20 protein-coding genes are annotated in these 23,817 nt (G+C 56.7%); 6 read left to right on the forward strand and 14 right to left on the reverse strand.

The genetic code is table 11. From position 1 onward, the window contains the following. Positions 1-139: 139 nt before the first annotated feature. From H8K04_05005 to H8K04_05015, 3 genes are all read right to left on the reverse strand, one after another. A complete protein-coding gene (locus H8K04_05005; GenBank protein ID UVT16917.1) occupies positions 140-904 on the reverse strand; it encodes a tetratricopeptide repeat protein in 765 nt (254 codons plus the stop codon). A 242-nt stretch (positions 905-1,146) separates the two neighbouring features. Then, entirely contained in the window at positions 1,147-1,569 is a 423-nt protein-coding gene (locus H8K04_05010) for a hypothetical protein (protein ID UVT16918.1), read from the reverse strand. A gap of 265 nt (positions 1,570-1,834) precedes the next feature. Continuing rightward, complete coding sequence (locus H8K04_05015) at positions 1,835-2,035, reverse strand: hypothetical protein (protein ID UVT16919.1); 201 nt, start codon at positions 2,033-2,035, stop codon at positions 1,835-1,837. Between the two features lie 310 nt (positions 2,036-2,345). Here H8K04_05015 and H8K04_05020 point away from each other — a divergent pair, with 310 nt between their 5' ends. After that, a complete protein-coding gene (locus H8K04_05020; GenBank protein UVT16920.1) occupies positions 2,346-4,106 on the forward strand; it encodes a SagB/ThcOx family dehydrogenase in 1,761 nt (586 codons plus the stop codon). 57 nt (positions 4,107-4,163) lie between these two features. Then, positions 4,164-5,018, forward strand: coding sequence for a hypothetical protein (locus H8K04_05025; GenBank protein UVT16921.1), 855 nt, complete (start codon positions 4,164-4,166; stop codon positions 5,016-5,018). A 32-nt stretch (positions 5,019-5,050) separates the two neighbouring features. Here the strand turns inward: H8K04_05025 and H8K04_05030 are convergent, their stop codons facing one another. Continuing rightward, positions 5,051-5,416 (reverse strand): response regulator, encoded by a 366-nt coding sequence (locus H8K04_05030; protein UVT16922.1) that lies wholly within the window; start codon positions 5,414-5,416, stop codon positions 5,051-5,053. A 343-nt stretch (positions 5,417-5,759) separates the two neighbouring features. Between H8K04_05030 and H8K04_05035 the strand changes: the two genes are divergently transcribed. Further along, entirely contained in the window at positions 5,760-6,332 is a 573-nt protein-coding gene (locus H8K04_05035; GenBank protein ID UVT16923.1) for a DUF882 domain-containing protein, read from the forward strand. A 97-nt stretch (positions 6,333-6,429) separates the two neighbouring features. Here H8K04_05035 and glgB read toward each other — a convergent pair whose 3' ends face one another. Then, positions 6,430-8,640 (reverse strand): 1,4-alpha-glucan branching protein GlgB, encoded by a 2,211-nt coding sequence (gene glgB, locus H8K04_05040; GenBank protein UVT16924.1) that lies wholly within the window; start codon positions 8,638-8,640, stop codon positions 6,430-6,432. A gap of 147 nt (positions 8,641-8,787) precedes the next feature. Between glgB and H8K04_05045 the strand changes: the two genes are divergently transcribed. Then, positions 8,788-10,128: an ArsB/NhaD family transporter gene (locus H8K04_05045; protein ID UVT16925.1), complete on the forward strand. Its 1,341-nt coding sequence runs from the start codon at positions 8,788-8,790 to the stop codon at positions 10,126-10,128. Positions 10,129-10,134: 6 nt separating this feature from the next. On the opposite strand, the gene H8K04_05050 is transcribed toward H8K04_05045, so the two are convergent. From H8K04_05050 to H8K04_05090, 9 genes are all read right to left on the reverse strand, one after another. Then, positions 10,135-11,670 carry a DUF4403 family protein gene (locus H8K04_05050; GenBank protein UVT16926.1) on the reverse strand — a complete coding sequence of 512 codons (1,536 nt, stop codon included), beginning with the start codon at positions 11,668-11,670 and terminating at the stop codon, positions 10,135-10,137. A gap of 242 nt (positions 11,671-11,912) precedes the next feature. Beyond that, complete coding sequence (locus H8K04_05055; protein UVT16927.1) at positions 11,913-12,335, reverse strand: hypothetical protein; 423 nt, start codon at positions 12,333-12,335, stop codon at positions 11,913-11,915. 64 nt (positions 12,336-12,399) lie between these two features. After that, positions 12,400-12,702 carry a cupin domain-containing protein gene (locus H8K04_05060; protein ID UVT16928.1) on the reverse strand — a complete coding sequence of 101 codons (303 nt, stop codon included), beginning with the start codon at positions 12,700-12,702 and terminating at the stop codon, positions 12,400-12,402. A 131-nt stretch (positions 12,703-12,833) separates the two neighbouring features. Beyond that, positions 12,834-15,620: a tetratricopeptide repeat protein gene (locus tag H8K04_05065; GenBank protein UVT16929.1), complete on the reverse strand. Its 2,787-nt coding sequence runs from the start codon at positions 15,618-15,620 to the stop codon at positions 12,834-12,836. Positions 15,621-15,709: 89 nt separating this feature from the next. Then, positions 15,710-16,648 carry a cation transporter gene (locus H8K04_05070; GenBank protein ID UVT16930.1) on the reverse strand — a complete coding sequence of 313 codons (939 nt, stop codon included), beginning with the start codon at positions 16,646-16,648 and terminating at the stop codon, positions 15,710-15,712. Positions 16,649-16,719: 71 nt separating this feature from the next. Beyond that, positions 16,720-17,574 carry a hypothetical protein gene (locus tag H8K04_05075; GenBank protein ID UVT16931.1) on the reverse strand — a complete coding sequence of 285 codons (855 nt, stop codon included), beginning with the start codon at positions 17,572-17,574 and terminating at the stop codon, positions 16,720-16,722. Further along, positions 17,571-19,547 (reverse strand): methionine--tRNA ligase, encoded by a 1,977-nt coding sequence (metG, locus tag H8K04_05080; protein UVT16932.1) that lies wholly within the window; start codon positions 19,545-19,547, stop codon positions 17,571-17,573. Before metG ends, H8K04_05075 begins: the two co-directional genes overlap by 4 nt. 36 nt (positions 19,548-19,583) lie before the next feature. Continuing rightward, positions 19,584-20,612, reverse strand: a complete 1,029-nt coding sequence (gene holB, locus H8K04_05085; protein ID UVT16933.1) for a DNA polymerase III subunit delta' — start codon at positions 20,610-20,612, stop codon at positions 19,584-19,586. A gap of 3 nt (positions 20,613-20,615) precedes the next feature. Beyond that, positions 20,616-21,290, reverse strand: a complete 675-nt coding sequence (locus H8K04_05090) for a dTMP kinase (protein ID UVT16934.1) — start codon at positions 21,288-21,290, stop codon at positions 20,616-20,618. 202 nt (positions 21,291-21,492) lie between these two features. Here H8K04_05090 and H8K04_05095 point away from each other — a divergent pair, with 202 nt between their 5' ends. Next, positions 21,493-22,161, forward strand: a complete 669-nt coding sequence (locus tag H8K04_05095; protein ID UVT16935.1) for a DUF502 domain-containing protein — start codon at positions 21,493-21,495, stop codon at positions 22,159-22,161. 43 nt (positions 22,162-22,204) lie between these two features. Next, entirely contained in the window at positions 22,205-23,800 is a 1,596-nt protein-coding gene (gene glmU, locus H8K04_05100; GenBank protein ID UVT16936.1) for a bifunctional UDP-N-acetylglucosamine diphosphorylase/glucosamine-1-phosphate N-acetyltransferase GlmU, read from the forward strand. Positions 23,801-23,817 lie beyond the last annotated feature (17 nt).

Below are 23,817 nucleotides of genomic sequence, written 5' to 3' on the forward strand. Positions count from 1 at the left end.
GTGTGACGTTTCAAAGGTAGCAGAGGTTTGAATTCTGTCCAGAAGGGCGGGTGATCTGCGCTCTGTTCAAAAATGAAAGAATGCTGGACGGCGAATAGAAAAAGGTCAGAGAGAAATGGAGGATCCGCGCAGAGTCGGGTTATTCAGATTGGCGCAGTTTGGAGAGATGTGCGGAATCAGTGTGGAGTTCAGGAAGGGTGTATCGTTCGTCAAGGGACACGACACGCTCAAGGCAGCGTACGGCGGAGAGGGAATCTCGTCGGGTCTCATACACCGTTGCGAGTAGGCGGAGGACGGCGGCTTCAGCCGGTTCGCTGCCGAGTTTGATGTAGTGCTCTGAGGCGTTGTTCAAGCAGCGCTCCGCCCTGATCAGATCTCCCTGGTCGAGATAGCATTTCCCAAGCTGGCTATAGGTCACCGCGAGTCCTTCTTCATTGCCGACCGTCCGATGATGGTCGAGGGCTTGCTTAAACGAAGCAACGGCCTGATCCCACTGGCCTTCGCGGGCCTCTTGCAGCGCCAGGTTGTTATAGAGGATACCGAGTCCGCGGCTGTCCTGCAGCTGGCGCAAGAGATCCATGGCCTCCAGATAGTAGGGGCGGGCCTTTTCCGGATGATCGGAAGCGATCTGGAGGTTACCCAGATTGACCAGGGTATGAGCAACGGCCGTAAGGTTGCGCTCACTTCGTTGAATGTGGAGGACCTCCCGATAGCACTGTTCTGCGCGTGGAAAATCGTTCATCAATGCGCAGGTGTTGCCGAGGTTCCCAAGTGAATCCGAGAGCGCTTGTTGATCGCCGGTGGTTCGATCATCGGCCACGGCCGCTTCCCAGGCAGCGCGAGCCTGAACCAGATCGCCGCGATGAAGAAAGATTCGCGCCCGATGTTTATGGTTGTCCGACATATCAGGCCTCTTGAGAGGGTGAGGAAAGTTTGCTACGGTGCGGAACACAACCATGGCGCAGACGAACTGTAAGCGATGCGGACGGGAATATATTTATCACTGTTGTGACGGACCGGTGTGTATGCCGTGCCCCCATTGCGGCTTCGACGAATCCGATCCTGAGCCCTCCATAATCCGCGATACGCATTCCTCTTCCGATAACCGACTTAGCACGTAGCACATCGTACCCAGCACGTTTCCTTTTAGTCTCCTCCCTTCGGCGTGTCTCGCCTATACTCGGCCTGAATCTCGTCCTCTTCCACCAGTCCCAACCCAGCTTTGAACGATTCGTGCAGCTCTTCGATCTGCTCAACATCTCGCTCTGTTCGCGCTTCTCGAGATGCGAGATATGCTTCACACAGCCTTAAGCCTGTCTCGAAGTGATGCGCGATTGTTTCCTCGGTCACCTGCTGCCACGTAATATAAATGCAGAAGGCCTGAAACGAATGAGCGTTGGGATACTGCCGCGCAAGAGCCAACAAACCCTCGTAGGCTTCGCGCGCGGTCGTGCCCGCATTGGAGGAGAACGTGTCTTCCAGTTCAACAGCCGCATCCCAGTCCGTACCGAGTTCGGCTTCGGCTTCATAAAAGGCATCTTGAGCGGCAAGGGCAGGATCAAAGCGCATGATGAATCTCAACCTCGGTCAAGCATCTTGTCGTAGTCGGCATGCGTTCCAATCCAGATCCATTGGATTCCATCGGGTACTTCCAAGCCAAGCGCCCGATAGTGGTTGCCGACTCGCACCGACCATAATTCTCCAATGTGTTTCAGGTGCAAGGAGGGATGCCGGGAATCCTCTTTGAGAAGCGCGAAGTTCTTATCTGCCAAGGTGCGAGTGTCTTGAGGAAGAGAGCGATAGGCGGTCCAGAACCGTGACGAAGCGTAATGCTTCACAAAAGCCGGGAGTTGCCGCGTTTGAATTCAGCATGAGCTTCTGCAATCAGCGAATCCAGCTTGCCGGTTTTGAGATCTGATTCTATTTGCTGGTCCCAGATATGGGCGTCGAACTCCAGAAACCAGGCCCGAAACTGTGCCAAATCTTTGGGTGGGAGATTGGATACCCGTTCTTCAAGCTGCTCGATTTCACTCATGGGACACCTCTATTCCCCATTCTACATCAGTTGAGCGGATGTCGCCTAGCGATTCTTCTACAAATCTGTAAGTAGTGCGACCGGGTAGGGGGGAGGAGCCTGGTTCGGCTCAGGAAAACGGGATGATCGTTTACGCGGACAATTTAATGACGTGGAGGCATTATGCCGGTGCTGCGCGTGGTACAGATCATACTGAGTCTACCGTCAGCTGTTACCTTTTTTAAGATAGACTGTGCATCCTACAATCTGGCTAGCGACGTGTCCGCGTTTACTTTCATGCCTGTTGCTTTGTAGACTGCCTCTACTTCCTATGAGTGCCGAAGAACTATCTCCTATTCCCATAGCCGATTCAGTCCCCCCTGACCTGGTCGATCGAGTCATTCACTATCACATCCGGACCAAGCACCATTTTAACCGTTATGCACGGTCATTGGGGCACTTGGATTGGGCGAATCAGCCGGATCCGTTCCGGCGGTTTGAAGGAGCCCCATTAATCCCCCTGCCAGTACTCAAGCCTGACGAAGGACCGCTCTCGCCCGCGTATGAAGCAATCTATGAACAGGGAGCCGTACCCTGTCAGCCTGTGAATGTGAGAACTCTTTCGCGGTTCTTCGAATTCGCGCTCGCGTTGTCGGCTTGGAAGAAAGCGGGGGAGTCGGAATGGGCGCTGCGGAGTAATCCATCTTCCGGCAACCTGCATCCGACGGAAGGCTATGTGGTCTTGCCACGGATCGAGGGACTCGACCTGACGCCAGGGCTGTATCACTATGCCCCGAGAGAACACGGGTTGGAGTTCAGAGCGGAATGGCGGGCTGACCTCATGGAACGTCTGCTGGCGTCGTTCCCCCCAAATGCCTTTCTGTTTGGGTTGACCTCGGTCCACTGGCGGGAAGCATGGAAATATGGCGAGCGGGCGTTCCGCTACTGTAATCATGATGTGGGCCATGCGATCGGGACCGCCCGGATTGCGGCGACGACTCTTGGCTGGAACATGGTGCTGTTGGACGGGCTGAATCAAGACACGGTCGCCATGCTGCTCGGGACAGATCGTCAGGAGGATTTTGAGAAGGCTGAAGCGGAACATCCGGACTGTCTCGCGGTGGTCTGGCCACCTGAAAACGTGAAGCGCGAACATTCGGAGATGCCGTTGTTTCTTGATGTGGCAATTGTGAAGAATCTAGCGGGTGCAACTTGGCATGGGAAAGCCAATACGTTGAGCCGGGAGCACGGCGTCCATTGGGACATTATCGATGAGGCGGCCGAGGCTTCGTGGAAAAGGCAGAGTGAGAATCCGATCATTACTCTCCCGGTGACTCCCATGCCACCAATCGACACGATTCATGCTTCACACGAGACGAACGATGTCGGGATCACGGCGGGACAGATCATTCGTCAGCGGCGAAGTGCCGTGGCGTTTGACGGCAAGACGTCGATTTCCGCCGCAACCTTCTTCCGCATGATGCAGCGAGTCATGCCGCGGGCTGAACGTCCGCAGCTGGAGCGGCCGATGCCGTGGGATGCTTGGCCTCATGATCCCGCCATTCATCTGATGATATTCGTCCATCGTGTGGACGGGCTTACGCCGGGACTCTATTTCCTCGTGCGCGATATCACGAAATTGTCGTTCATTCAGCAAGCGACGAATGCCGAACTGATCTGGACCATCGCACCGGAATGTCCCGCGGACTTGCCGCTCTATTGGTTGCTGGAAGGCGATGCAAAAAAGCTGGCGGCGCAAGTGAGTTGTCATCAGGACATCGCCGGCGACAGCGCGTTTTCCTTTGGAATGCTGGCTGAGCTTGAGGGATTATTGAGGGCGCGGGGCGCCTGGTGGTACCCACGGATGTTTTGGGAGTCAGGATTGCTCGGGCAAGTGCTGTATCTGGAGGCCGAAGCCGCGGGAGTTCGGGCGACGGGAATCGGCTGTTTCTATGATGACCCGGTCCACGAGGTGATTGGCATTAAGAACTTAGGTCTGCAATCGCTCTACCACTTCACGATTGGTAGACCGGTGGAGGACCGACGGTTACAGAGCTTGCCGCCGTATGGACACGTGAAGCGTATCCAGTGAGGCGTATCTCGCCGGAGACGAAATACGAACGACGAGATACGAGGGACGATCCGAGAAATGTTCAAGATCAAAAAGAAAGCCGAAAAGCCGAAACGCGCGGTGCTCTATAACATCGTCGAAGACTATTCCGAGTTCGACGCACCGGGGAATGTGACCGTCTGTGCTATGACCGAGCCGGAGAATCTATCGGTTCATGCGAAGATCCTCGCGGAAAGCTATGACGTGCCGCTTGAGACGATGACGATCTTGCTGGCAGAAGGCGGAACCTACGTGTACCCGGGGGAGGGCGGCATTCTCACACGCGGGTTGTTTGCCTGCTGGATTGACCCTTCCGGGCAAGCGCCGAAGCAAACGTGGACATTGGATCTCATGCAATTCGCCGAGGCAGAGCGAGCGGTTCGAACCGGTGTGGTCCCGCTGCTTGATGCGGCGCTGGAGGTCTTCCGGAAGTCGTTGCCGGGCGAACTGAAAGCCAAGCTGGAGCAGAAAAATTTGGGGCTGGATTACCGGACATTGGATCGCGCTGTCGCCAAAGGCGGCGACATCAAATATATCGATTTCCGGAAGGACTGGTCACCGCATTTCAAGCGGCTGTGTATCATGCCGGACGGACGGCTGGTCGAGACCGGAGGCATCCAGGAGTTTGCCGCGCTTCACGGCATCACGTCGGCTCAGGGGAAGACGTTGATCGAGCAGGGCGGTACGCTCGAAGTGAACGGTGAGGTGCTGGCCTGTCAGATTGTGAACGGTCAGCCGGCTGTCGCGCGGTTCAGCGCGAAGAACTATGCGAGAGCAAAGGAATTAGTGGCTTCGAAGGGACTGCACTTGCTGGATGCGCTGAGTGAGGTAGGATACGGCGATCCAGCCATGATGCGCGGTCTTGTACGGAAGGAACTGACAGGTCAACGATAGCTCGGAGTGGAGTGTTTCCGAGTGAACCCGATTCATCCGACGGTGAGTTCTTCGTTCACCGCCTCAAGCAGTTTGTTGATGTCGAACGGTTTCTCGAAGGTGCGGCGGGCGCCGAAGAGTTTCGCGACATCCAAGAAGTTGTGATCCCCTTGGGCGCCCGTGATGGCAATCACTTTGGCGTCGAGATACTCTCGAGTGAGCTGAAGAGTTGCTTCTAGGCCGTCCGTCTCCGGCATCAACAAGTCCATGATCACGAGATCGACGGCTTCTTGCTGATAGAGCGTGAGCCCTTTTCGGCCATCTTCCGCCTCAAATACACGATGCCCCGCCTTCACCAGGACTTCTTTGAGCAGTCCCCGGATGGATGGTTCGTCGTCGATGACCAGAATGTTTGCCATAAGATACTCTAAGGACTTTCGCTGGATCTTACCTGGGGATTCCTGACGCTGTCTAGAAATAAAAGGATATTTGAGATACGTGCAAAGGGGGCAAATGCGATGGGGCCAATCAGCCTCATGAATCTTGGCCGCTGCCACGTCAGTTGATATCGGGTTTACAGATCGACAATGAAATTATGTTTCATCCGACGGTACGCCGAATAAGATGTAACCCAAGAAAAAGAAAGAATTTTTGGTTGACCGACTTTCTGATTTTTGTTACAAGCGTGAAGCCTCAGTCTTTCATCGCAATGTATTTTCTTGCACATTGATTTCGACCGTGCTGTCCAGTAGGGAGGTCTCAGTGAATAGTGCCGATCAGTCGACATGGGCATGGACCCGCCGCGCATTTCTTCATGTGTCTCTGGTAGGAACTCTCTTGCTGAGTGGGAGGCTGGTCGGTCCCCAGCCTGCGCAGGCACGGGAACTGCCTGAAGGAAGGCTCACCTTGGTGAACGCGTGGACGAATGAGCGGTTGGATGTGACCTATCGTAACGAAGCCGGCGCGTACGATCTAGCTGCGCTTGACGATGTGAATCACATCCTGCGCTGTCATTACACCGGCGAAGTCGCGGCTATGGATGTGCGCGTGCTCGAGCACGTGAATTTGGTGCAGAAGAAACTCGGCGGTCAGCGAGAGATCCATGTCATTTCGGGCTTTCGGTCTCCAGAGTACAACGCCATGTTGGTTCGAACCGGTCGGCGTGCCGCTCGAAACAGCTTGCATATGCAGGGGCAGGCGATCGATCTTCTGATCCCTGGAGTCCGTCCGAAGCAGCTTCGCCAAGCGGCGCTCGAATTGCAGTACGGCGGAGTCGGCTATTACAAGCGTTCGAGTTACGTGCATTTGGATTCCGGTCCATTCCGGCATTGGTAATTTCCGGCCGCATCCCTCCCCGCAGCATGTCACATCCCCGGTAGTGCACGTTGGTACTTCCTGGAGTCGGATGATGCCGTGTGCCGGCAGTGATCTGCTAGGCCTGTCGTTTCAGCAACAGGATGGACAGAGGTGGGAGTGTGACTGTCAATGAGTACGGAAAACCATGGCTCGGGGTTGCGGCGGCCTCAACACCGCCGTCGTTTCCGATATTGCTGCCGCCATAGGCGACGCCGTTTGTGTTGAGCAATTCCCGATACCAACCGGGTTCAGGAACTCCGATGCGATAGCCGTGACGAGGGACCGGTGTGAAGTTGCATAGGCAGACGATGGCCGCTTCCGTGCTTTTTGCCTTCCGCAGGTAGGCGATGACGGAATTGTCGGCATCGCTGAAGTCGATCCACTGAAATCCGTTCCAGTCAAAGTCGACTTCGTGCAGCGCCGGTTCTTCGCGATAGATCCGGTTCAAGTCGCGAATCAAACGTTGCAGCCCGCGATGCGGATCATAGTTACAGAGATGCCAATCCAGACTCGTATCATGATTCCATTCGTGCCACTGGCCGAACTCTCCGCCCATAAACAGCATTTTCTTGCCGGGATGGGTGTACATGTATCCATAGAGCAGCCGGAGGTTCGCAAACCGCTGCCAGGCATCGCCGGGCATTTTGTCGAGCAACGTGCGCTTGCCGTGGACCACTTCGTCATGAGACAGGGCAAGGATGAAGTTCTCACTGAAGGCGTAGAGAAGGCCGAAGGTGATTTGGTTCTGATGGAACCGCCGGTAAATGGGGTCGTGCTGAAAAAAGGTCAACATGTCGTGCATCCACCCCATGTTCCACTTGAAGGTAAACCCGAGCCCTCCCGTATAGGTCGGTCGAGACACACCGGGCCACGCCGTGGATTCTTCCGCGATGGTGACGGCCCCTGGAAAATCCCGGTGGATCAGGACATTGAGTTCTTTCAAGAGTGAGACGGCCCCGAGGTTCTCCTTGCCGCCGAACTCATTCGGAATCCATTCGTCTGCCTTTCGGCCGTAGTCGAGATAGAGCATCGACGCCACGGCGTCTACGCGCAACCCATCGATGTGATACTTGTCCAGCCAGAAGAGCGCGCTGTTTAGGAGGAAGGCGCGAACCTCGACTCGGTCGTAATTGAAAATACGGCTGTGCCAATCAGGATGGTACCCGAGCCGCGGATCGGCATGGTCATAGAGATGCGTGCCGTCGAACAGCCCTAATCCATGCGCATCGTCCGGAAAGTGCGCCGGCGCCCAGTCCATGATCACACCGAGGCCGGCTTGATGAGCGGCATCCACGAATGCCATGAATCCCTCGGGATCGCCGTACCGGCTGGTGGCGGCAAAGTAACCGGTCGCTTGGTAGCCCCATGATCCGTCGAACGGGTGTTCCGTCACCGGCATGAGCTCAAGGTGCGTGTAGCCGAGATCTTGGACGTAAGGGATCAGTCTCTCCGCGAGCTCTCGGTAGGTCAACCAACGATTGTCTTCCTCGGGGACGCGCATCCAGGATCCCAAGTGAACTTCATAGATGGAGAGGGGAGAGGTCAGCGCATCCCATTTCGAGCGAGCGGCCATCCACGCGTCGTCGTGCCAGGTGTAGGTGGTCAGATCGTGAACGATCGAGGCTGTCCGAGGACGGAGTTCGCCGGCGAAGGCATACGGATCGGCTTTCAGCAGCAGCATATCGTGTTGCCGTGACCGGATTTCATACTTGTAGATGGTGCCCTCCGGCAGATCAGGAATGAAGAGCTCCCAGAGACCGGTGGCGCCGCGACCCGTCATGGGGTGGCGGAGGCCATCCCATCCATTGAAGTCGCCGACGATGCTCACACGGACGGCATTGGGAGCCCACACGACAAAGTGAACCCCGCGCACCCCGCCGACGGTGCGGACATGGGCGCCGAGGCTTTCGTAGGCCTTATACAGCGTTCCGTTGGCGAACAGGTGCAGTTCGAAATCCGTCAAGAGCGGGGGAAAGGCATAGGGATCGTGAATTTCAGTGACGGTGCCGTCGCGGCGCGTGATGCGTAGCCGGTAGGACGGCACTTGGGTTTCCCCCGCAAGCAGCGCCTCAAACAGTCCGGCTTCATGGAGACAAGTCATGCGCCACAGAGCGGAATCCGATACCGCCTCGACCTCCTTCACGTCCGGGAGCCAGGCGCGGATGATGACGCAAGGGCGGCCGTCGATCGTCCCGGCATGCGGACCGAGGATGGTGCGGGGATTCCAGTGCGTTCCTGCCAGGAGGAGATCGAGATCGTCTTGTTGAACGGTCGTTGGAAGCGGCATGGCTCTATCCTAATGGCTGCGTGTTGGATTAGGAAGGAGAAAATGTTCTCGGCGGTGTCGGCTGAACGACCGGAAAAACGACTCTCATTGCATTATCGTGAGTGCCCCCCGATAATGCGCTGATTTTAGTCGGTCACGAGGAGTTGAATGTCATCTCTCACTGTAGCCCTTCTCATCTTCAGCGTCTGTTACCTGCTGATCGTCACGGAGCGGATCCACAAGACGATTGTGGCGCTGTCCGGCGCGGCGTTGATGATCGTGTTCGGTGTCGTATCGCAAGAGGAGGCGTTTTATTCCCACGAATTCGGTGTCGATTATAACGTCGTTTTTCTGCTGATCGGCATGATGGTGATCGTCAATATTGTGCGGGAGACGGGTCTCTTCGAAGTCTTGGCCATTTGGGCGGCGCAGCGCGCGGACGCAAAACCGTTTCGCTTACTGGTCCTGCTGGCTCTGTTGACTGCCGGGCAATCGGCCATGCTCGATAACGTCACCACCGTCCTGCTTATGGCACCGGTCACGTTGGCGATTGCAAAACGGTTGGAGCTCAATCCGATCCCATTTCTGTTGACCGAAGCCCTCGCCTCCAATATTGGCGGAACGGCGACGCTCGTCGGAGATCCACCCAACATTATGATCGCCAGCAAAGCGGAGCTCAGCTATCTTGATTTTTTGCTGGTGATGGGGCCGATTGCAATCCTTATCATGGCGGTCTTCCTGGCGGCACTGTGGGTTATTGTTGGGCGAACGATGACGGTGGAACCCCATCTACGAGAGGCGGTCCTGGCTTTGAACATGCGAAAAGCCGTGCCGGATCGCGCCTTCTTGAACCGCTGTCTATTCTTGCTGATGGTGGTCAACGTCGGATTTTGCATTCACTCGCTCATTCATTTGGAGCCGGCCACGATCGCGCTCCTGGGCGCGAGTGCATGCATGTTGATCGGCCATGCCAGACGGAAACCGGAGGACACTGAAGAATTGACCTATCTGGCCGATGTGGAGTGGAAGACGATCTTCTTCTTCATCGGATTGTTTATCCTGGTCGGCGGATTAGTCAAAGTGGGCGTCATCCGGTATCTGGCCGATCAACTGGTGGCGGTGACGAGGGGCAACCTCACCGGGTCCACGATGGCAGTCCTGTGGGGGTCGGCGATACTCTCCGCCGTCGTGGACAATATCCCCTATGTCGCCGCCATGAATCCGCTCATCGTCGATCTTGCCAGGTCATTGCACCCCGAGATCTCCGATTACGCGACCTTGGTCCATCAACCGGATATCATTCCACTCTGGTGGGCTCTGGCCTTGGGGGCTTGTTTGGGAGGAAACGGGACCATCATCGGCGCGAGTGCCAACGTCGTGATTGTGGACATCGCACGCAAGTCCGGCTATCGGATTACCTTTTGGCAGTTCTTTAAGTTCGGATTTCCCGTCATGATCGGATCGGTCGCGCTGAGCGCGCTCTACCTCTGGCTGGTGTTTCTGCGCTAGGGTAGCTTACTGCTTGCCATTAACCTTCAGGTTAAGTGATCCGTCACTCATCGCTCGAACGAACAGTGCGTTCACGTCGGCGAACACGCCGATACCTTGCACAGACTGGACCGTCCCTTGCAGGGAGAGGGTCTGACTGATTGATCGATTCAGTGCCATTCGAACCAGGTCTCGCATGCGGTCGATTGCCGGCGACACACCGAGTACGATTTCACCCATGATGAGATCTCTGACCGAGTAGCCAAGCCAATCGGGGCCGTTCTTCGAAAGGAACTGTTCGGAATCGGGGTCCAAGCGGAGGCCACCGATTTGGATGGACTGTGTCAAGATGTTCATTTCAGGTTTCCCCACGAAATACAAGTGGCCGGTCGCATCTCCGTCAAACGTTATCCGCAGGGCCACTTGGTTACCACCACGGCCTAGGATAGCCGCATCAGCGATCTGAACGAAGTCCCCTTTCATGGCGACACGTTTTCCCTTCAACCGCGCTGCAAGTGATCTGGACAGCGAGGGATAGTCCAGCGGGATGTCAGCGACGACGTGGAATCCAGTGGGAGTGAGCCGATTCGCAAGCGTTGTGGGAAGTGTGCCATAGAGTTGGGCATCGGCGGCACCGTGGAATCCGGTAGAAGTCGGTGGAGTGTCGAGTGGAGGAAGGGCTGCACCTCCAGAGGGTGGTTCCGGGCCGAAGACGATGACCGGTTTCGCGGTGATGTGGATGGTGTCATCGACAATAGGGCCGGTCCCCGAAAAGCCACTATGTCCGACTTTGTCGACATTGAACTGGAGCCAGGCATTCGGTTCTAACTGGATGGGGTTGTGCAGTGTATTCCAAACATCTTCCACGTGAGATTTGACCGTCAGCGCATTGATGCGGGTGACCGCACGGCTGAGTCCTCCTCGGACGATGTCTGCCAGCCTCTGTTTCACTTCCTGAGTCACGTCAAGATCGGCGACTCGTATCTGGCATGGATCACTGGTGTTCACGGTCACGCTGGCGACCGATGCGGATAGACCATAAGCCGGAGTCAGCTCAGTCGCGATACTCCCATGCAGTGTGGCCCTTCGCGGCCATTCACTGCCATCGCCACAGTACAGCGAATTGGCTCCAATTTTATATCGAATGGCGGTGCCGACAAATACGTGGGAGCTGGAGAGTTCGACCCCTTTCCACCAATCACGGAGAACGATGCCCGAAGGTATGCCGTTGGCTTGGTGAGCGCCGGAAGGTGCCATCGTCAACTCATCTCGCTCTGCATAGTATTTGTATTCAACGCCTTTGGGATGTTTGACGGAGCTTGCCCAATGGTCGAATTTCTTTGGGATCACGCTGTCATCGTTGGCGGCAGTGAGAAACGGTGACAGGTCCACATGGACTGGAACGCTGATACTGGACTCTGTTGAGGGAGAGAGGGGGTTCGGGGTTGCCGGCAGCAGCGTCGGCGCCGGTGGGCGAACGACATACTGCTTGGCGAGACAACCCGTTAACGACAGCAACAAGGATAAGACGACGAGAGCCTTGTCTATGGGTCTGGGAAACATCTGCTTTCCCCCTTTAGATAGTTGCTGATAGTGAGGTGCGTAGCTTCAACCCGCTCAAGCCTATGAACAGTGAGTCTAGGTGATGAAGAGACGGGGGCTAGGATACCAGAAACGCGCTATTGTTTGTCAGGCCCAAAAATAGCGGTCGCAGAATTCGAGTTTTATAAATGCCAGAGCTACTCGGCCGTGATCGAAGGGGCGCAAGGATTTCCAAGGGGTGAGAGAGGGCGGATAGACTTGCATTACGGTGATTGATCCTCTTTCAGATGGCCACAAGCGATTTCCCAAAGGGCTTGGTTGAGCGTTTGTGATTCGATCGGCTGCCACTGATCGTTCGAGATGTACCCCGACATGGCCGTACCTGTCGCCATATGCCCGTAATGTTCCACGAATGACAGGGAGCGGACTTGCCGGTTCACGCAGTCGAACTGTTTGCGGGCGGTGGTGGATAGGAACCGCGGCGTCCCGACATAGTTGCCCTGCATCCATTTGTAGTCGATCAGTTGCCAAATCGTCACGAGATTCCCGTCGTGTTGGAGGTTGGCTGGGTCCACGTACACGGTCTGCAAGCCCGGCGAAAAATAGTCACGCTCCACCACCGCCCATTCGGCAAAGACAAGGGTCGGGGTCAGCATCAGTAGGATCATGACTAGGAGCGGTTTCATGGATCGTCTTTCAATAGCGCTTCGCTCTCATGAAATCGAACCGATCTCTCACCTTTCAGCGCTCTCAGTCATACCCATAGAGCCAATGCGTCGCGGAGGAAGAAATATTCTTGACGGAATGGCGGATCTCTTTGGGAATGAACACCTCGTCGCCCGGTTCCGCGATGATGTCTTCTTTATCGATGATCAACCTGAGTTTTCCCGCCACAACGGTCACGAGCTCGTTTGTGGCATGGACGAAGCCATTCCACTCGCGTCCGGGTGGGTCGATGAATACATCACAGGAGTAGCCCCGCCGGCGCCAGTCTCGAGCCACCTGGTCACGGTCGATCGGCACCGAGAATTTATAACGGGTGAGATAGGACATGAATCAAAAGTATGGGCTCCGATCCCTATAAGGCGCTCGTGTGTACCTTCACTCAAGCACGGACCATTGTACCGAGACGAGGCGGCAACATGAAGGGTCGAAACTCGTGGTAGCGGTCGCAGCGAAGGTTTCTATGGTGGATGCTGTGAAAGCCGCTCGTCGCACAGGGTTATCAGGCGTTGAGCCGTTGCGCAATCTTCTGAATCGGCGGCAAACAGTGGCAAGGCTTGCCCGGCAAGTACTCTGGCTTGGCTCCAGTCTCGTCGGGGTTCAAATGTAATGATCGCGGCGTTCAGTAATGCCGTAGCGCGACAGCGCTGATTGCCGGTATGCTCGGCCACTTCGGCAAGCTGGAGAAGTGATGGCAACGCCGATTCAAGCCGTTCCTGCCGAATGAGCGTGTCCACCCAAGACTGCAACAGGGACTCGCACTTGCTGAACGCCTCTCCGGCCTGACGCGTGAGCCCGAGTTGCAGAAAGCCGTTGCCCGCGGCGCCATACCACTCTGCGGCCCGCGCCAGGTCACCGGCGAAGCGCGCGCTGCTCGCGGCGGATTGTTGAAAAGCCACGACCAGTTGTTGCGCGCCGATCTGTTGATACATGGCGATGAGTTCGGGATAGAGCCCAACCATTTCGCTCGCCGCCTGCCGTTGCCGTTCGATGTCGGTGAAGGCGTGGCCCTCAGCAGACAGCTTGGCGATCCGGACATCGAGCTGCACGGCTGTCTCGCACAATCGGCAATAGTCCCGCTCACGAGCTCGGCCGAGTGTGTCCCATAGCTCGGCGGATTCGGCAAACACAGCTACGGCTTCTTCATCGCGTTGCCGGAGGAGTAATGTCAGCCCTAGGTTTTGGAGGAGTCCAGCGAGTGTCGGCGGATCACGGCGCTGTCGGGCCAATCCGACGGCTCGACGGGATGCTTGTTCTGCTCCCGCTAGGTCGCCCATTCGCAGAAGAGTTCGTCCTATGAGACCATACAGGTCTTGCTCCAAAACGGGATGACGTTGTTCGACGAGCGGAAGGGCTTGTCTGGAAATTTCGATCGCGCGTCGCATCTCACCCGCCTCGGCTTCCAGTGCCGCGAGACGATACTGAGCCAACGCCTCGTTTGTGGGATTATGCAGTCCACGGTGCAGTTCCACTGCTTGGTGAAACCAGCTGCGCGCCGCATCGACATTGCCGCGGTCCCGCTCCAGCAAGCCTAACGCAATGCAGGTCGATGCTTCGTTTTCTCGCCGTCCGGTTCGCCGGTTGATGGCCAAGCTCTGCTGATACACCTGTTCCGCCTGATTGAATGCACCCTGAGCCGTGAGCACTTCCCCGCGATTGCTCATGGCGGCACCAGCGGCCTGGTCGTCGCCCAGCCGTGTAAACAATTGCTCCACTTGCCCGAATAGATCGAGCGCGGCTGTATAGTCTGCTCTTAGCTTTGCGATCAACCCAAAGAGGTTGAGCGTGGTACCGCGCACATACTCGTCACCGATGGCCTTGGCAAGGTTCATAGCCTCTTCACATAGTCTATGCGCTTCGTCCAGCTCAAGTCGGCGAATCAGAAAAGCTCCGTAGCCGAGCAGGCCGAAGACAATGGCGATGGGGTCTCCGCGTCGGCGATAGCCCGCGAGCGCCTCGGCATACAGCTCCTTAGCTTCGGTGATGTATCCCAACGCTTCAAAGCTCGTCGCAAGGTTGCCGCGCCAGCGGTCCCGTGTGTCGTCATCTTCGGCAGTCTCGATGGCTTTCACGAAACGCTCGGATGCTTCCTCGTGCCGGCCGAATCCCTGCAGAAGAATTCCTGCTGCGTTATTGACGAGCGACAAGGTCGTCGATATCGCTTGCGCGTCGGCCGCCGAAAGCCTTCCCATGGTGGATAGAATCGCCAGCGTGAGTTCGAGTGCGATGGAAGGTTCGGCGCAAGCGCGCACCACGAAGGCCAGCGAAAGGCCGCAAAGAGTGGGCGGTAACGCCGACGCCCAGTCAGCGGCCCCTTGTCCCAGCGCCGAGTTCGCTTCCTCTTGTGTGGGACCAGGTTGAACGGCAATCCTGGAGGCGATCTGGTCTCGTGCCTGCGGGGCGTGCGGCTGCAGCAAGTCCAATATGAATTCTGGGAGCTCTCCTTCCAAAATCGCCGCCCGCGCCCCATACCGTTCCCGCAAAGCGAGTACGGCCGGTTTTGCTTGGGTCCCCTTGCGCACTACCCAAGTAAAACCGACGGCGTGTTCGGACTCAGCCGCCAGGCCGAGATAATTGGGCTCGGCTTCCAAATCAAGGCCGGAGAATCCGAGAAACAGCCAGTGAGCCTGCCGCAGCAGATGGCGTGTACATTGTGTGACCGATGGCGGAAAGCCTCGTTTGCGCTGCGCCAATGTATCGATCAGCGTAATGGGATCGACCACCGACCCATGGAGTTTCAACAGATGACACGGACCACCGGCGACGGCGAGCTGATCAAGGTTTTCAGCAAGCGCGCGAAAGTGTTCCGGCTGGTAATGCGCGTGAAGCGGCACATCCAGCAAGGAGAACGCCGATTCCAGCACACGATCGAAATTGGTCGTCAACACGGCGCGTACGAGACCCGCGCGTGCCAGCCACGCGATCGCGAGATGGGTTGCATTCGGGCGGTCACTATCGAGATACCGAATCACGTCGAAGTAACGGCGACGCAGGATCTCGGCGAGCACCTGGGCTTGATACTCCGGCGGTAATTTTTCCTGCCTGTGCCGAGTGGACACCACGTCCACGGCCCGATCGGCGAGCGCACGCCCGAGCAGGGGTGTCGAGGCGTCGGCCAGCGCTCGGATCACGACATGATTGAAGTCGCGCCAGGAGGGCAAATTCGTCGGCGGTGCCATCGAGATGCCGGCACCGGCAAAGATCACTAAGCGAGATTCATCCACGGCGCGGAAGAGTGGTTGGAGCATCGGGACGATTGTACTCTGTCCGCACGAAAAGATGAAAATAGACCGGCCACGTGCTCGCTAAGCGACTACGCGAAGATGATGCCGGCCCATCAATGATGGTGAGCGAAGGTAGGGGTGTCGTCGTGCTGCTCGGTCAGTTTCCGGAGATCGCAGTGCATGTCGTCAGGGTCGCAGCATTCGGTTTCCAGTTGAATGGTCATGTGCTTGATGCCGAAGTCCGTCGTGATCCGGTTCTGGATCAACTGCAACAGCTCCGGAGGCGTGTGATGAGGTTCGATCATGACGTGACTGGTCAGCATGACCAGCCGAGGTTCGACCGCCCAAATATGAAGATCGTGCACATTTTTGACGCCGGGAATGGCTTCCATGGTTGCGGCGACATGCGACGCGCTGATTCCCGGTGGCGTCGACTCCAAGAGGACCTCCATCGACTCTTTAAAGATCGGCCAAGCTCCACGGAGAATGGCGCCGACGACCAGCAAGCTCACGAGCGGGTCCAGGATGGCCCATCCCGTCAGGAGTATTGCGGCACCGCTGACAATGACGCCGAGCGAGACCCAGGCGTCCCCTAACATGTGCCAAAACGCACTCCGAATATTCAAATCGTCTTTCGCTCCGTGTTGAAGCAACAGGGCAATCCCGAGGTTGGCGGCGAAACTGACGGCGGCGACCGCCATGACCCACGAGCCGTCGACGGGAACCGGTTGGAACAGTCGCTTCAGGCCGACGATCGTGATGCCGAGTGCGGTCAACAGTAGGATAAAGCTGTTCAGAAATGCCGCGATGATGCCGGCGCGATGATACCCGAAGGTCCGGCTTTCTGAAGCCGGCCGTGCGGTGAGGAGATGGGCGTAGAGGGCCAGAAACAGCGATCCTTGATCGACGAGGTTATGCCCCGCGTCACTCATCAGACCAATACTGTCGAGAACCCAGCCCCCGACGAACTCCGCCGCAATGATGACCGCATTGATGGCGAGGGCGAGTTGCAGCCGTGATCGAAGATGTGCGTAAGACGCGAGCGCCGTCATTGATTATAGTTTCGCATGGGTCGCGCCATGCGGCAAGCCTTGGCAAAGGTTTATTGAAAAATCCGCAGCGACTAGGGGACGGGTTTTGAAGGGAGACGTTCGCTCAACACCGGGTAGTTCGCCTGATCCATTCCTGAATTGCCGGTGGAGAGATCGGTCGCAATCACGCGCAGCGTGATCCCATCGGAAACCTCTTTCGACGGAGGCACAAAGAACGGAGCTTCGAACGTGCGGCTTCCTTCGTCGTAAAACATCTGCAGCCGCTCGATGACCCGATCACCGACCAGGACTTCTCCATAAATACGGATCTTTCTCGAGTCCCAATCTCCATGAGGGCGAACCAAAGAACCGGACAGCGTGCGGACGAAGGCTCGCAATTTGACGTCGTCTTTGGCGATCAACGGATCACGCGGCGTTGGCCGTTCGATCTGAACTAGGTAGCCGGAAAGGTGCAGCACGATCCCGTCATCCGTCAGATCATGTCCCGGTATCAATAAAAGCGTCTTACTGGTCTTCTGCGTTGAAGCCGGATAGGCCAGCGGTCCCTCGGCGGAGATGTCCACCAACGTCGGTTTCTGCAACTCCAACGTCGTGGTGAAGGAGGCGGAGGGACGAGAACTGTAGATCGGCTCTTCCATCATGTGGGGAGTGCGCATGATCTGATTCTGATCGCCGGCCTCTCCTTGCTGCAGGCCGGTGGCCAGGATGCGGCCGCTGGCAATGTCGGTGATAGTCACCCGAGCTCCACCCACCTCGCGGCCCAACACCATCGCCCCATGTGCGACAACTCGTACGAGGACCGTCGTCGGTTGTGGACTGTTGAGCGACGAATCTGGCGGGGTTTGGCTTTGGACTGGAGCCGGAAGGCAGGGAAGCAGGGTGAACGAGAGGACCAATCCAAGCCGGACGAGGACGGACTGCGTCATTTTACTTTGGTGCCGGGATCGACTTCTTCCAGAACGGTAAGCAGGCCTCGTACGTCGGCATCGCCCGCCGCCAGCACCATCCCCTGCGACTCGATCCCCATGAGCTTGGCCGGCTTGAGATTGGCCACAATGACGATCGTCTTACCGATGAGCGTGTCCGGTTCATATTTCTTGCCGATGCCCGCGACGATTTGACGCTGTTCCGTGCCGAGAGACACTTGGAGTTTGATCAACTTTTCCGATTTCGGTACGCGCTCGGCGGAGAGCACCTTGGCGGTCTTGAGCTGAATCTTCATGAATTCGTCGATTGTGATCTGCGGCGGCGCGGCTACGGCTGCCGGAGCAGCGGGTGTGACGGGTGCAGCAGGGGCCGGTTGTGGAGTTGCGGATGTGTCGTTCACGGATTTGGCTCCTTGTGGTTTCGATTCGATGCGTGGGAAGAGTGACGGCCCCTTGTGAATAAGGGTGCCAGGCGTTAGGCCGCCCCACTCCAATTTGTTTTTCAACAAAGGCGCTATGAATTCGGCTGAGATGCCCAATTGAGAGCAGATCGACTGCGCGCTCGACGGCATAAAAGGATATGTGGCCAGGCTGAGGCAACGGAGGATCTCCGCCATGGTGTAGAGGACTGTCCTCAGTTGTTCCGCGTCACTCTCTTTCTTTGCCAGTGTCCAAGGTGCAGTTTTGTCGACATATTGATTGGCCAGTTGAACGACTTGCCAAATTGCTTCCAGGGCTCGATTGAACTCCAACTGCTCCATATGGCGCGGCAACACCTCATTCAAGAGCGTCATGGTGGCTTGTTGCAGCTCTTGCTCTGCCGGCCCGATCTCTTTTGGATTGGGTATCAGCCCTGCTTGAGTCCGTTCAATGAGGGTCAATGTGCGACTGAGGAGATTGCCGAGACCATTGGCAAGATCGCTATTGATTCGTGTGAGCATGGCGGAGAGGGAAAAATCTCCGTCCTGTCCGAACGGCACTTCACGGAGCAGGAAGTAGCGAAAAGCATCGACCCCATAAACTTCCGACATTTTGTAAGGATCGACGACGTTGCCGCGGCTCTTGGACATCTTCTCGCCGTCCACCGTCCACCAGCCATGGGCGAAGATGGTTTCGGGTAAGGGAAGATTCAACGCCATGAGCATGGTGGACCAATACACGGCGTGCGTCGTCAGGATGTCCTTGCCGACCAGATGGACATCGGCGGGCCAGAATCGGTTCCCGGCCGGTTGTGCTCGTGGCAGATATTCCAGCGCGGACACGTAGTTGACCAGCGCATCGAACCAGACGTAGGTCACATAGTCCTTATCGAAGGGGAGTTCGATCCCCCAAGACAGTCGTGATTTCGGTCTGGAGATTGAAAGATCACCGAGTTTCTGCGTCTGGAGGAAGCCGAGGACTTCATTCCGTCGGGATTCCGGCCTGATGAAGGAGGGGTGTTTCTTAATGTGGTCAAGCAGTCGGTCTTGGTACTGGCCCATTTTGAAGAAGTAGTTGTGCTCACTGAGCTGCTCGACGGGACGTTTGCAGTCGGGACAGAGTCCGGACTCTACGTCTTTCTCGGTCCAGAACCGCTCATCAAACGTGCAGTACCATCCGGTGTAGGAATCCTTGTAAATCAGCGTCTCGTCGTAGAGTCGTTGAAGATACCGTTGGACGACGAGTGTGTGCTGTGCATCCGTTGTCCTGATGAATGCGTCGTTGGAGATGTTGAGGCGTTGCCACAGCGTTTGAAACTGTGGCGCGAGTTTGTCGCAATGCGTCTGCGGGGGGATGCCGGCCTTGGCGGCAGCCTGCTGAACTTTTTGCCCGTGTTCATCGAGACCGGTGAGAAAGAACACCTCGCGCCCGCGCAGCCGGCAATAGCGCGCCAGCACGTCCGCCGCGACCGTGGTGTAGGCGTGGCCGATATGCGGGACATCGTTGACGTAGTAGATCGGGGTGGTGATGTAAAAGGTGTGATCTTCTGCCACGATGAAGGCAAGATAGCAGGTTGACGGCGATTATTTCTAGGCGGAGATCCCGGCAGGGACCAGGCCAAGCGCTTCGCGCAGGCGAAGAAAGGTGGTCTCCAGCGCCATCTGCATGTTCAAGTGCCGCGTGGCTTGCTGCTCGATGCGCTCGATGTCATTCAAGAGAGTGAGCAACGTGTCGATGTCCGCTCGTTGGGCGTATCGACGCAATTCGGCAAGTTGATCGACGTGAAGAATCTGGTCGTGATCTCCTCCCACGATGACGAGGACCAGATCGCGGATCCATCGCGTGAGCCAGTTGAGCGTCTCCTCTCCCCGGTCTGTCTTGGCCAGACTCTCGGCTGCGGAGAGGACGGTGCTGCTCGACGTCAAAGATTCCGGCTTCACCAAGGCCAGGCATTCTTGTTGTCGTGCTCGAACGTCCGCCACATTCGCCGTGAGGGCCTCTCCGATACGTCCATCGGTAAGCACGGCGAGGAAACGCGCATCGGCAGGGGAGAGTTCTCGCGTGAGTATCAGCGCCGCTTCGACTTGTGTGCGGGCGGGTGTGGTGAAACGGAGCGCCTGGCATCGCGATCGAATGGTGATCGGGAGCGCATGAGGCCGGCTCGTAGTCAAGACGAAAAGACTATGGCCAGGAGGTTCTTCCAGGGTCTTGAGGAGCGCGTTGGCCGCCCCGATGGTCAGCCGATCGGCGTCGTCGATCAGGCAGATCTTCCGTTCACCGACCAGCGGTCGATAGACGAACTGTTGTTCGATTTCGCGTACCTGCTCGATCTTGATCTGCGGCGTGGCCGACTCCGGATCGGGCTCGATGACCGAATAGTCCGGGTAAGTCCGTGCGGCGATTTGCAAGCAGGATCGGCAACGGCCACAGCTATCCAAATTATCCGCGTGAGCGGGCTGCTCGCAGTTCAAGGCTTGGGCCAATCTTACAGCGGTCATGAACTTTCCGATCCTGGCTTCGCCGTGGAACAGGTACGCATGGGCCAGTCGTTCGCTACGTATGCTTGCCTGGAGTAAGGAAATGGGTTGCTCGTGGCCTGTGATATCCGCGAAGGGCATGGCTTATCGGCGCCTTGGCTTTTGGGAACGGTGGGTTTTGAACCAGTTGCTTACTCGGGATTCTACTTCGCGCTCGACCGATTCTATGGAGAGAGAAGCATCGATCATCAGAATGCGCCGAGGTTCTTGCTTTGCTAAGGCGTGAAACCCCTTTCTCACACGCTCGTGGAATCGTTCAGCTTCTCGATCCAAGCGATTTTGGGAGGAGGTCTGGCCCCGCCGGCGCCTGAGTCCGACGGCAATAGGAACGTCGAAGAGCAAGGTAAGATGGGGGACCAGTTTCCCCGTCGCCCAACCGTTCATGGTGCGTAATACTCGAAGGTCCAACCCACGTCCGTATCCCTGATAAGCCATGGTCGAGTCTGAAAATCGGTCACAGACGACGGCCTTTCCTTGCGCTAATGCAGGCTTGATGACGTGATCTACATGTTGGCGCCTTGCCGCAAGAATGAGGCAGGCTTCAGTTTCCGGAGCGATGGTCTCCGCAGAATTTTCAAGCAGGATCGTGCGCAACCGTTCAGCAAGGATGGTGCCGCCCGGCTCCCTGGTATGTAGGACATTCAATCCTTGCGCGGTCAGCCACTGACACAGCCTCCGAGCATGCGTCGTTTTCCCACTTCCTTCACCGCCTTCCAGCGTGATGAAGATGCCTGTCGATTTTCTGGATGCCGTACCCATGAGCGTTGTTCGTATCAACCCCCGACCGGGGAGTGATCCTATGTCAGGTCAGGGTGAATAGCAAGACCGGTACCCTTCAGAAATTCGTCCGGATTGAGTGCATAACCCTTTGAAATTTACAATAAAACGCTTGCGAGGCTGGTCCGGAACTCTGTAAGATGAACTGCTCAATGTTCTCCCTTCGACTGGGTGCCGGTGATTCATGATCAAGACCGCTCTGCGACGGTATTTTTTGACGGGCCTTCTCCTTGTCACCCCCATCTGGGGCACGATTCTCGTTCTAAAAACCCTGTTCATCGCGGTAGACGGTATCCTAGGGGACGCGGTCGCGGAATTGGTGCCTGATCATTACATCCCCGGATTGGGGATTGTTACTCTGATCTTGCTCATCTTTTTGGTCGGGTTATTTGCGGCTAACTTCATCGGTCGCCAGATCGTCAGTCACTGGGAGGATTGGTTGAACCGGCTGCCCCTCGTCCGGGGGATTTATTCCACGTTGAAGTCCATGATGGATATTCTTTCATTTTCGGAGCGAGGGTCGTATCGGCGGGTCGTCTTGATTCAATTCCCGAAGAACGGCCATTATTGTTTCGCGTTCGTGACCGGCATGACGAAAGGTGAGACGACGGCATTGGGTCAGGATGCCCTGATTCATGTGTATGTGCCTACCTCACCGAATCCGACGTCGGGATACTTTCTGTTAGTGCCGGAACGGGAAGTCTCGTCCGTCGATATCAGTATCGAAGAAGCGATGAAACTGATTGTCTCGGGCGGTCTCTATACGCCGTCCGCCGCGATGGTGGCGGCCCTGAACGCGGAAACGAAGTGGAATCAGGTCAAACAGCCGGAGGCCGGTGTGCCGATCGGATAAAAAGTTTCCTGATACTCTGTTGAGAGACTCCTAAACTTCTGAGATGAAACAGTCAGCAGGCCAACACACAACACTCTCCCGCATTTCCGGCTTTGGCGTGATCGTGATGGCGGCCGGTTTGGGGAAGCGGATGAGGTCCACCCAAGCGAAAGTCCTGCATCACGTCGCAGGACGGCCGATGGTTCTCTACGCTGTCGATGTGGCGTTGCAGGTAGCGGGGCATCGGATTGCGGTGGTGGTCGGACATCAGGCCGACAGGGTTCGGCAAGTCATCGAAGAAGGCATTGCGGACAAGCCGGGAGGGAAAGCGGTCAGCATCGTCGAACAGGCCGAACAACTTGGAACCGGCCATGCCGTCATGCAGAGCCGTCCCGTGTTTTTCGTGGGTAAGGAGGCACTCCCGACCGATTACCTCATCTTGAACGGCGATACCCCGTTACTGAAAGAACAGACCGCGCGAGAACTCTTGCGTGTCCATCGCTCGCAGGGTGCGACGGTCACGATTCTGACGGCGAGACTCGATGATCCCAGTGGGTATGGACGGGTCATTCGTCGGGAGTCCGGCGCAAAAGCCGATGGAGTGATTTCGTGCGAGGTGCTCAAGATTGTCGAAGATCGAGATGCGACCGCAGCAGAGCGGGCCACCAACGAAATCAATGTGGGTACGTACGTTGTGTCCGGAGAGTTTCTCTTCGATGCGCTCGATAAACTGGAGCCTGATAATGCTCAGGGGGAATATTATCTGACCGATATTGTGCGGATGGCCGTGGCGCAAGGGCGGCATGTAGCCGCGGTGACTCTCAATGATCCCGATGAAGGATTGGGTATCAATACTCGACAACAGTTGGCGACGGCGGAGCACGTCATCAGACACCAGATCCGCGAGCGCTGGCTCGAGGCCGGAGTCACGATGCGAGATCCCGGCTCCGTGTGGATTGATGCGGGAGTCACTATCGGACAAGATACGGTGCTCTACCCACACGTGAATCTCGAAGGCAAAACGATAGTCGGTGAAGGGACGACAATCCGTTCCGGGGTCCGCGTTTCAGATTGCGTAATCGGAAACAATGTAGAGATTCTCGATCATTGCGTGCTACGCGAGTCACAAGTCGATGATGAGGCGCATCTGGGACCGTTCGCGCATTTGAGACCGGGAGCGATCGTGCGGCGGAAGGCAAGGGTTGGAAATTTCGTCGAGATGAAAAAAGCCGAGCTCGGCGAAGGATCAAAGGCGAATCACCTTGCGTATCTCGGTGACGCCCGAATCGGGAAAGGCGTCAACATAGGGGCCGGCACGATTACAGTGAATTATGATGGTGTGAACAAACACCGGACCGTGATCGAGGATCAAGTGTTTGTGGGGAGTGATTCGCAGCTGATTGCGCCGGTCACGATCGGAGAGGGAGCGGTGGTGGCGGCTGGGACAACCGTGACGCAAGACGTGCCGGCCGATTCATTGGCAATCACTCGCATCGCACAAGTGAATCGAGTGGGGTGGGCGGCTAAACGTCGAATGTTGCTGGCCGGCCGTGCATCCAGCGGACACTCAGCACGGGCAGCGGATGAGCCGACGAACCTGAAAACCAAAAACGCTTCAAATAAGCTGAAAAAGGGGCTCGCGAAGTCATCGAAACGCTGATCACGGTGAGAGCGTCG

Origin of the sequence: Nitrospira sp., assembly GCA_024760525.1 — a bacterium.
Classification (GTDB): domain Bacteria; phylum Nitrospirota; class Nitrospiria; order Nitrospirales; family Nitrospiraceae; genus Nitrospira_D.